At 43.7% G+C, this 8,766-nt stretch carries 5 protein-coding genes; 2 read left to right on the top strand and 3 right to left on the bottom strand.

The genetic code is table 11. From position 1 onward, the window contains the following. The first annotated feature begins 1,003 nt into the window (after nucleotides 1-1,003). Complete coding sequence (locus ACIGBN_RS11905; RefSeq protein ID WP_396665648.1) at nucleotides 1,004-2,494, top strand: Na+/H+ antiporter NhaC family protein; 1,491 nt, start codon at nucleotides 1,004-1,006, stop codon at nucleotides 2,492-2,494. 694 nt (nucleotides 2,495-3,188) lie between these two features. Here ACIGBN_RS11905 and ACIGBN_RS11900 read toward each other — a convergent pair. The 3 genes from ACIGBN_RS11900 to ACIGBN_RS11890 form a co-directional block, all read right to left on the bottom strand. Beyond that, nucleotides 3,189-3,893 (bottom strand): glutamine amidotransferase, encoded by a 705-nt coding sequence (locus ACIGBN_RS11900; RefSeq protein ID WP_133003870.1) that lies wholly within the window; start codon nucleotides 3,891-3,893, stop codon nucleotides 3,189-3,191. Between the two features lie 187 nt (nucleotides 3,894-4,080). Next, on the bottom strand, nucleotides 4,081-5,415 hold the full coding sequence (locus ACIGBN_RS11895) for a glutamine synthetase family protein (RefSeq protein ID WP_396665646.1): 1,335 nt from the start codon (nucleotides 5,413-5,415) through the stop codon (nucleotides 4,081-4,083). A gap of 570 nt (nucleotides 5,416-5,985) precedes the next feature. After that, a complete protein-coding gene (locus ACIGBN_RS11890; protein ID WP_396665644.1) occupies nucleotides 5,986-7,269 on the bottom strand; it encodes an NAD(P)/FAD-dependent oxidoreductase in 1,284 nt (427 codons plus the stop codon). 423 nt (nucleotides 7,270-7,692) lie between these two features. Between ACIGBN_RS11890 and aguB the strand changes: the two genes are divergently transcribed. After that, nucleotides 7,693-8,571 (top strand): N-carbamoylputrescine amidase, encoded by an 879-nt coding sequence (gene aguB, locus ACIGBN_RS11885; RefSeq protein ID WP_396665642.1) that lies wholly within the window; start codon nucleotides 7,693-7,695, stop codon nucleotides 8,569-8,571. Nucleotides 8,572-8,766: the final 195 nt, after the last annotated feature.

Below are 8,766 nucleotides of genomic sequence, written 5' to 3'. Positions count from 1 at the left end.
GGTCGTAGGTTTCTCTTTAGTAAGAAAAGCTGCTCCCGCAACCATTTCAAAAGAACGGTCGTAGGTTTCTCTTTAGTAAGAAAAGCTGCTCCCGCAACCATTTCAAAAGAACGGTCGTAGGTTTCTCTTTAGTAAGAAAAGCTGCTCCCGCAATCATTTCATAAAAAACGGTCGTAGGTTTCTCTTTAGTAAGAAAAGCTGCTCCCGCAACCATTTCAAAAAAACGGTCGTAGGTTTCTCTTTAGTAAGAAAAGCTGCTCCCGTAGCAATTTCAAAAAACGGTCGTAGGTTTCTCTTTAGTAAGAAAAGCTGCTCTCGCAACCATTTCAAAAAATTATTTAATTCATAACAAATCATCTACGTAACTACTTCAAAAGAACGGTCGTAGTTTTCTCTTTAGTAAGAAAAGCTGCTCCCGCAACCATTTCAAAAAATTATTTAATTCATAACAAATCATCTACGTAACCATTTCAAAAAACGGTCGTAGGTTTCTCTTTAGTTAAGAAAAGCTGCTCCCGCAACCATTTCTGCACTTCTTTTTATAAAAAAACCTTCCTATGTACTTTTTATATTAATGATTTCAAATGAATTTTTGTTGGTTGTGTCTGCCTAAAAATTAGTTTGGTTCGTATCAAAGTGAATTTCAATTTGTTCAAAAAACACACAAAAATCGCTCGTGGTGTGAATCTTTGACCAATATAATAATATTTGGTCTATGTGATACTTTTCCCCAGGTAAATGCCATGCGAATGGCTGTAGCCACCTTTTTCAAGACGATAAAGTTCTATTCATAAACCTTCGCTAAGTTCGTTAAACGGCCTATTTTTATCAATGCTAGCAAGGCCTGAACTGTTTTTGGTGATGCTAATGGCTTGCTTCAGTCGGCATTTTACTCGCATGGGTGTTTTTTTCGTGTGTAACCCCTAGGGGATATAGCCAGGGCCCTTCGTTTAGAGATATTTTCGAGTTCTTATAAAAAATACTAAACGTTAGGAACTTTGATATGGAACAAGTTATTGGGGTGTTGACGACGATTCGACCGAAGCGGTCGTTGTTTTTGTCGGTCATGGTGACGTTAGCTACCATTGGGTTTTTCTGGTATCTCTCAGCTACCCATGCCCCTGGTGAGAGCTGGGGGGCGAAAGCGCTTTTCCCTACCTTATTTGTTTTAACCATCGCATTGATTTCACGAGCGCCTTTTGAGTCACTGCTCGCAGGCGTGATTGCTGGTTTGATCATGATTGACAATACCAGTGTCGTTTCACCACTGTCAGATATTTTGTCGACCGTCATGGGCAACGAAACCATTATTTGGATTATTTTGGTTTGTGGCTTGATGGGTGGTTTGATTGTCTTGTTAGAGCGGAGCGGTTGTCTGGGGAGTTTTAGCGATTGGCTCAAGGGTAAAATTCGCTCTCGCCGTCAATCACTGCTAACGACTTTCTTTATTGGTTTGGTGGTTTTTATTGATGATTACCTTAATTGTTTAGCGGTTTCCTCTTCCGTTAAAAAAGTAACCGATCATTATAATGTGTCGCGTGAGAAACTGGCTTACATTATTGACTCAACCGCCGCACCTATGTGTATTTTAGTGCCTGTGTCGACTTGGGCAGTGTTTTTCTCTGGGCTATTAGAAGAGAACCATTTGGCGCCTGATGGTGGCGGCCTGAGTGTTTACATTTCTGCTATTCCCTTCATGGTTTATGGTTGGGTTGCGCTTTTATTGGTGTTCTTAGTGGCGCTTGGTGTCGTAGGCAATTTCGGACCAATGAAGAAAGCAGAAGCCAGAGCGATGGCGGGACAACCATTACCCGATGATTACGACGGTGATAGTATGGAAGCCGCTCCTTCCATCAACCGAAAGCAAACCAGTAGTTTTGTTGGCATGATGAACTTTCTGCTGCCTATGGTGATTTTGGTTGCTTCTACTGTGTATTATGATGTGGATTTGTTAAGAGGCGTGATTGTGACGCTGGCGATCACAGTTGCTTTGTATTATGTGCAAGGGCTTTTAACATTAGAAGAGCAGTTTAAAGGGATCTTTGAAGGTTTCAAAGTCATGCTTTATCCACTGTCTACTGTTATTGCTGGATTTATGTTGAAATCCATCAATGACCAATTAGGAATGACACAATACCTTGTAGAAGTGGTTTCACCCTTGATGACCGCAGAGTTAATGCCTGCGATGGTGTTCTTAGTCATGGCGGCTGTTGTGTTTGGTACTGCGTCTAGCTGGGGTTCTTTCATTATTGCGATTCCAATCGTTGTTCCTATTGCACTGGGTGTTGATGCTAATATGGCGCTTGTGATTGGTGCACTTTTATCCGCGTCTTCATTTGGTAGTCATGCCTGTTTCTTCAGTGATTCCACCGTGTTGGCCGCTCAAGGTGCAGGGTGCTCGCCGATGTCTCACGCACTTACTCAGCTACCTTATACGGCCATCGGAGCTGTAGTAAGCTTCGGGATCTTTATGGTACTTGGTTATACGATGTAAGTATTAAAAGCATAGGCGTTGGGGGCAGTGAATCTGCACTGCCCCTAACCATACAGCACATAGATCCAAACCTACCCAGAACAGCCCTCACTAATTTCAAGTATCCGTTATTATCAAGAGAGTCATTGTCGGCGTTAACATTCGGTCGATACAATGACCAAGTAATCTTGATCATACTGTCCTCTACGAACGAGTTCTTAGTGCTAAATCATCCCTCTCATACTCTCCACTAACTCATTGATCTTGTTCTCTTTCATAAATCATTCAGCCAATCAGATTGTTCGATAACACAATAGCGCTCACGGTACGCAATCGACTGGAATAGAGTGTGTGGGAGCACAGCAACGTCACTAAGTAACGCCACCAGAATAAAAACGCTAGGCTATGTGATGCGGCACGCCAATTCAGTGCCTCATCCCTGCCTAATAAAAGTGAGTAATGACAAGCAACTGTCTGGCGGTCGGCATCGGTCAGTGTGCAACTGAAGTGTGTTTGGTTGTTATGAAATGTCGATAAAGATAAAGAGGGAGAGTTTGTCATCAAAGAAAGGTGTCAGATGCGCTCCATAGCGGTTGTATCGCTAATTAGCTAAGAGGTGTATAGCGTGGAATGCATTTGATTGATTGGGGAGAGGTGAGGCTGGCGGTGTCTGTGATGAACCATCCTTTATTAACGAATAAAGGATGGTGCTTTCTTATGGCTTAAGGAATTGCGCAATCCAAGACATAAGTTGTTTATTCTGAATGCTTTCTTCTTTTATCGTGTGACGTGCTTTGTTCGCTACGTCTGGCGTTAATGTTACGCCATCGTATAGCTCGACCAGTTCACTTTCATACTCTTTGGAGAACTCTGGGTGTCCTTGGAAAGTAAGAATACGATCTTTATAAATGAATCCTGCAAATTCACAGAAATCCGATGTCAGGAAAACATCTAGCTTTGCTGGTTTGTCTATCACCTGATCTTGATGAAATGCGCAAAAGGCAATGTCAGTGGCGCCAGGTAGAGTAGGAATTTCACTTGTTACCTGATAGTGATGAACCCCAACACCCCAGCCCGCAGTCGATTTGGTGACAGTGCCGCCGAGTGCACGAGCTATGATTTGATGGCCAAAACAAATGCCCACGAGTACTTGTTGGTTGTTGTCTACCTCACGGATAAATTCACATAGGCGCAAGATCCAAGGGTCGTCATCGTAAGAGTTGCATTTGGAGCCGGTAATTAACCAGCCATCGCAAGAGGTGGTGCTTTGTGGGAATTCATCCAAGCGCACATCGTATATTTCAAATTCTAATCTTGACTCGATGTCCGTCAGTTGTTGCGCGAACATTTCAGCATAGGTTGGATAATTAGCTTGGAGTACATCGGGTGTAATGCCCGCCGCAAGAATACCGATTTTCATTTGGTTAAATCCTCAAAAATAGGGTAGAAATAGAGTCTATTGACCTAGTTAAAGTGTGGGGGCTAGCTGTGTATATTTATGCAGGCAATTCACTCTGTATTTTGCCCCGCCGCTCGATAATAGCCTCTTGCATTTCCCTTTATCAGACTTGATGTAGAAAGCCTGATAAGGGGCGTTTGCTAATCTATTATAAATACGCTTCGTATTCTACATTGGAGATACGGCTGTGCATCTTTTCTTGCTCTTGTTCTTTTGCGGCTCCGTAAACACGCACAAACTCTTCACCTAAATAATCGCGCATAAAATCGCTTTTTTGGAAGCTGGTTGTCGCCAGATCCCAACGGTTCGGTAGTAAATCTAACTCGTTAGATGTGGTGTAAGCGTCGCCTTCAATTGGTTTTGGAGGTGTCATCTTGCCTTCGATGCCATTAAGGGCAGCGCCTAAAACAGCGGCCAACACAAGGTATGGGTTCGCGTCAGCGCCTGATACTCGGTGCTCAATACGTCGTGCTATGTTTTCGCTTTCTGGGATGCGTACCGCAACGGTGCGGTTTTCATAGCCCCAGCTTGCGAACGTTGGCGCATGGGCGCCATTTTGAAAACGGCGATACGAATTTAGATGCGGCGCAAACACCAGCATGGATTCGGCCATGTTGTTTAATAACCCTGCTACTGCGTGTTGCAGCAGAGGTGAGCCTTCTTCTGTGCCGTTGTTGAAGACGTTATTGCCTTGCTCATCCAGTAAACTAAAGTGAACATGAAGACCATTGCCGCTTTTGTCTGCATAAGGCTTAGCCATGAAGCTGGTGCCAAAATCATACTGACGAGCCACGCCCTTCACTAGACGCTTAAACATAATGGCATGATCTGCCGCTTGGACGGCATCGTCTGTGTGCTTCATGTTGATTTCGAACTGACCGGGGCCTAATTCTGAAATAATCGTATCGGCTGGCACGCCTTGTATGTCGCAGGCTCTACGTACTTCTGTGAAGAAGCTTTCTAAACCGTCCATTTCTTCAATGGAATAACAGTCGGTCTTGTTTAGGCGAACCCCATTGCCCTCGGTGATAACCGGAGGAGAAGGAACACGTTTGGCTTCTGATTCGCCATCCAATAGGTAAAATTCTAATTCGGTCGCAACAACAGGCGTGTAACCCAGTGCTTTGAAGCGCTCGACAATGCGCGTCAGTAATTGTCGCGGGTCTGGGTAGAAAGGAGAGCCGTCTGCGTTGTACATCATGGCCAAAATTTGATCTCGTTCAGATTCTGCCCATGGCACAGGAATAGGTTCAGGGTGGACGGCTTTACAAATGCCATCGCTGTCGCCTGTTTCAAACACCAGTCCGTTTTCTAAAACGTCATCACCCCAATGGTCAAAACCAATGACGGACTGTGGTAATTTGACCCCTTGAGTCATAACGCTTTTTAAACCGCTTGCAGGGATGCGCTTACCACGCAAGTTTCCATTTAGGTCTGTGATGAACAGATCGAATTCGTGGTTTCCTTCATACATATCCGACATACAAATTTCTCTCATGAGGTTAGTGTTGGCGTGAGGGTAGTTTGATCAAAGGCTAGAAAGAATAAATGTGAGATCTATGTTTCTTTTGTTTGCTCAACGTTCTCTTATGGCATTTACCTTAACCCGAGCTAACAATGAGAGTAACTATCTCCGAGTGGGTATACGCGAAAATCGAGATGGCTTTTAAAAGGGGATTTTGACGAGTCAAGAATCGGTGTGATATCTCGCTATGGCTTCTGGTAGTTTCTTTATTTTTTATTTAAGTTATTGATTTATATAGAATAAAAATAGATTTAAAAATATTGCAGATCGGTTTTCTGAAGCGGGAAAGTATTAAAATGACAAGCTTTTTGCGTAATAACGGGTTGAAAAGGGGATGAAGAAAGTTGATCAAATGTTCGGTTTATTGTTTTTTTATATCGATACTCGGCTAACATTTTTAATGTCGTTAGATGTCATTTTTGAAATGAGCGTCATGATAAATAGCATGGCCATATTAGATAAAATTAAGCCCTTCAGGGCATTGCTCTGAAGGGCTTAATGGAGACATGACTAACGCGGTTAGTAGGGTTAAATCCCTAACTTATCTCGCATGTTGTAGTAGGTTGCGCCAATGGCCGTGTAAGGTACACGAAGCATCCGTCCACCAGGGAATTGGTATTGCGGCATACTGGCGAACACATCAAAGCGTTCGGTTTCACCATCAATGGCATCAGACAGAATTTCCCCCATCAGGTGTGAGTTAGTCACCCCATGACCTGAATAGCCTTGTGCGTAATACAGATTGTCGCCAATCTTACCGACTTGCGGCATGCGCATCATGGTTAGCAAGAAGTTACCTGTCCAAGCGTAATCCACTTTTACCCCTTTTAAAGAAGGGAATGTTTTCAACATTTTTGGTGTAATTATGGATTCAATTTTGCCCGGTTCACGAGCGCCATAGGTTGTGCCACCGCCGTAAATAAGGCGTCCATCGCCGGATAAACGATAGTAATCAAGCAAATAGTTACAGTCCTCCACACAACGATCGGTTGGCAGTAGCTGCTTTTGTACCGCTTCTGATAATGGCTCAGTGGTAATAACTTGAGTACCACATGGCATGGCTTTCTTCTCAATATCTGGTAGAAGGCCAAAGATGTAAGCGTTACCAGCAACCACAATCGTGTCGGCAATCACTGTCCCTTGTTTGGTGACGACCTTGCTAGGTTTGCCTTGCTCAAGGCGAACTACTTCAGAATCTTCGAAGATTTCACCACCGAGGCTTTCAAACGCTTTTGCCTGCCCTAGTACCAAGTTTAATGGTTGGATATGGCCGCCTTTGCGGTCAAGTAACCCGCCCACGTAGCGTTCGCTACCGATGTGATCTTGGATAGAAGACGCGGTTAACAACTCAAGTTCGTTGTGACCATGGGCTTCCCAAAGTTCTTTTTTGGCTTTTAGCTCTTCAAATTGTTTGTTGTTACAAGCGGCGAACACGTTGCCGTGTTTAAGGTCACAGTCGATGTTGTATTTTTCAATACGGTTGCGGATTAATTCGGAACCAGCAAACGCCATTTTCGCCATTTTCTTACCGATCACGTCGCCATAATTGCTGGTGATGTAATCAATATCGCGGTTAAAGCTATTTACTATCTGACCACCATTACGGCCGGATGCACCAAAGCCGATACGAGTCCCTTCTAAAACGATGACTTTTTTACCTTTTTCAGCAAGGCTTAACGCCGTTGAAATACCGGTAAAACCAGCGCCAACAACACAGACATCACAACGATGCTCACCTGTAAGTTGTGGGCGGATAACCTTATCATTGGCAGACGCAGCATAGTACGAATTTGCATGAGTAGGGGGTGACATAAATAGCCTCTCCTAATACGCGTAGACAACCGTGTCGATACGCTAATAATGTGACATACATAAGAGCAGGTTTCTGCTCTTTCATTTTATTAATCGTGCTTTACACATTTGCTAGGCCGAGGGCCTTTTGTACTTCAAAAGTTATTTTCTGGTTTATAAGGATAAATCGTCGTTGAGCAAAATATTGCTTCTTCGATATTTTTTCAGCTTATCCTTTCCTAAAACGTTTTGCAGTATTGCTCGGTGTAATTTGCTATAGAGCTAAACTAACTGAGATGTTGTCATTAACACCATATCCCCGAGGTGGTATATCGTTTCTTTTGTGGCTCTTTAAGATGTAGTGCAGGATAAGCGGAAGGTATTCGCTTAGACAAAACACTTTATTATTACCCCACCTAGGGTTGCAGATTGGAGAAGTTGACTATGTCGAAGGTAACGGTAGCGGCAACGCAAATGCATTGCACATGGAACCAACAAGAAAATGTAGATCGTGCTGAAAAACTGATTAGAGAAGCTGCCGCCGGTGGTGCGCAAATTATTCTAATTCAAGAGCTTTTTGAAGCGCCTTATTTCTGTATTGAAATCCATGAGTCTTATCATGATCTTGCAACCACACTAGAAGAAAATGCGGCCTTTCAACGATTTAAGGCGTTGGCTGCTGAGTTGAATGTTGTGTTGCCATTTAGCTGGTTTGAAAAAGCCGGCGTCGCGCGTTTTAATTCGTTGGCGATGATTGATGCAGGCGGTGAGCTATTAGGTGTGTATCGTAAAACGCACATTCCAGACAGTGACGGTTACTTAGAAAAATATTACTTTAGCCCTGGAGATACTGGGTTTAAGGTGTGGGACACTCGCTTTGGTCGTATCGGTGTGGGTATTTGTTGGGATCAATGGTTTCCAGAAACCGCGCGATCAATGGCCTTGATGGGCGCTGATTTATTATTCTTCCCTACCGCCATTGGCTCTGAGCCGAGCCAGCCGGAGATGGACACACAACCGCATTGGACGAATGTAATGCGAGGGCATGCCGCAGCAAATCAAACGCCTGTGATTGCTTCGAATCGTATCGGGACAGAAACCGCGCAATACCGTGATTTATCACTGACTTTCTTTGGTTCCTCCTTTATCTGTGATGAAAGTGGGGAGCTTGTTGCGCAAGCGGATCGTGACAGTGAGTCCATTTTACTGCATACCTTTGACCTTGATTATGTGCGTAAACAGCGTAAAGCATGGGGCTTATTCCGTGACCGTCGACCAGAGCATTATGGCGTGATCAACACCCTAGACGGGCAAGTAAAATAGCAGCGAATAGAACAATCCGCTATCGATGGTTTATCGATAAGCGCGTTATAGTGTTTATAGTAAAGGCTTAAAAACAGCCATGCTTAATGGAATGATAAGCCATGTAGATCCTCTCATGGCTTATCATTCTGATCCTTTCAAAGAAACCTCTTTTCTATTACTACACCAAATTCTGCCCTGACATCTTGTGGCCAA

The sequence above is a fragment of the Marinomonas sp. NPDC078689 genome, from assembly GCF_044542435.1.
GTDB classification, from domain to species: Bacteria; Pseudomonadota; Gammaproteobacteria; order Pseudomonadales; family Marinomonadaceae; genus Marinomonas; species Marinomonas arenicola.
Note: the sequence above shows the minus strand (reverse complement) of the source record. Positions and strands in the feature narration are given on the sequence as shown.

Bases quoted from the DNA above. Each gene is read 5' to 3' on its own strand.
- ACIGBN_RS11905 (WP_396665648.1), top strand. From the start codon at position 1,004: ATGGAACAAGTTATTGGGGTGTTGACGACGATTCGACCGAAGCGGTCG.
- ACIGBN_RS11900 (WP_133003870.1), bottom strand. From the start codon at position 3,893: ATGAAAATCGGTATTCTTGCGGCGGGCATTACACCCGATGTACTCCAA.
- ACIGBN_RS11895 (WP_396665646.1), bottom strand. From the start codon at position 5,415: ATGTCGGATATGTATGAAGGAAACCACGAATTCGATCTGTTCATCACA.
- ACIGBN_RS11890 (WP_396665644.1), bottom strand. From the start codon at position 7,269: ATGTCACCCCCTACTCATGCAAATTCGTACTATGCTGCGTCTGCCAAT.
- aguB (WP_396665642.1), top strand. From the start codon at position 7,693: ATGTCGAAGGTAACGGTAGCGGCAACGCAAATGCATTGCACATGGAAC.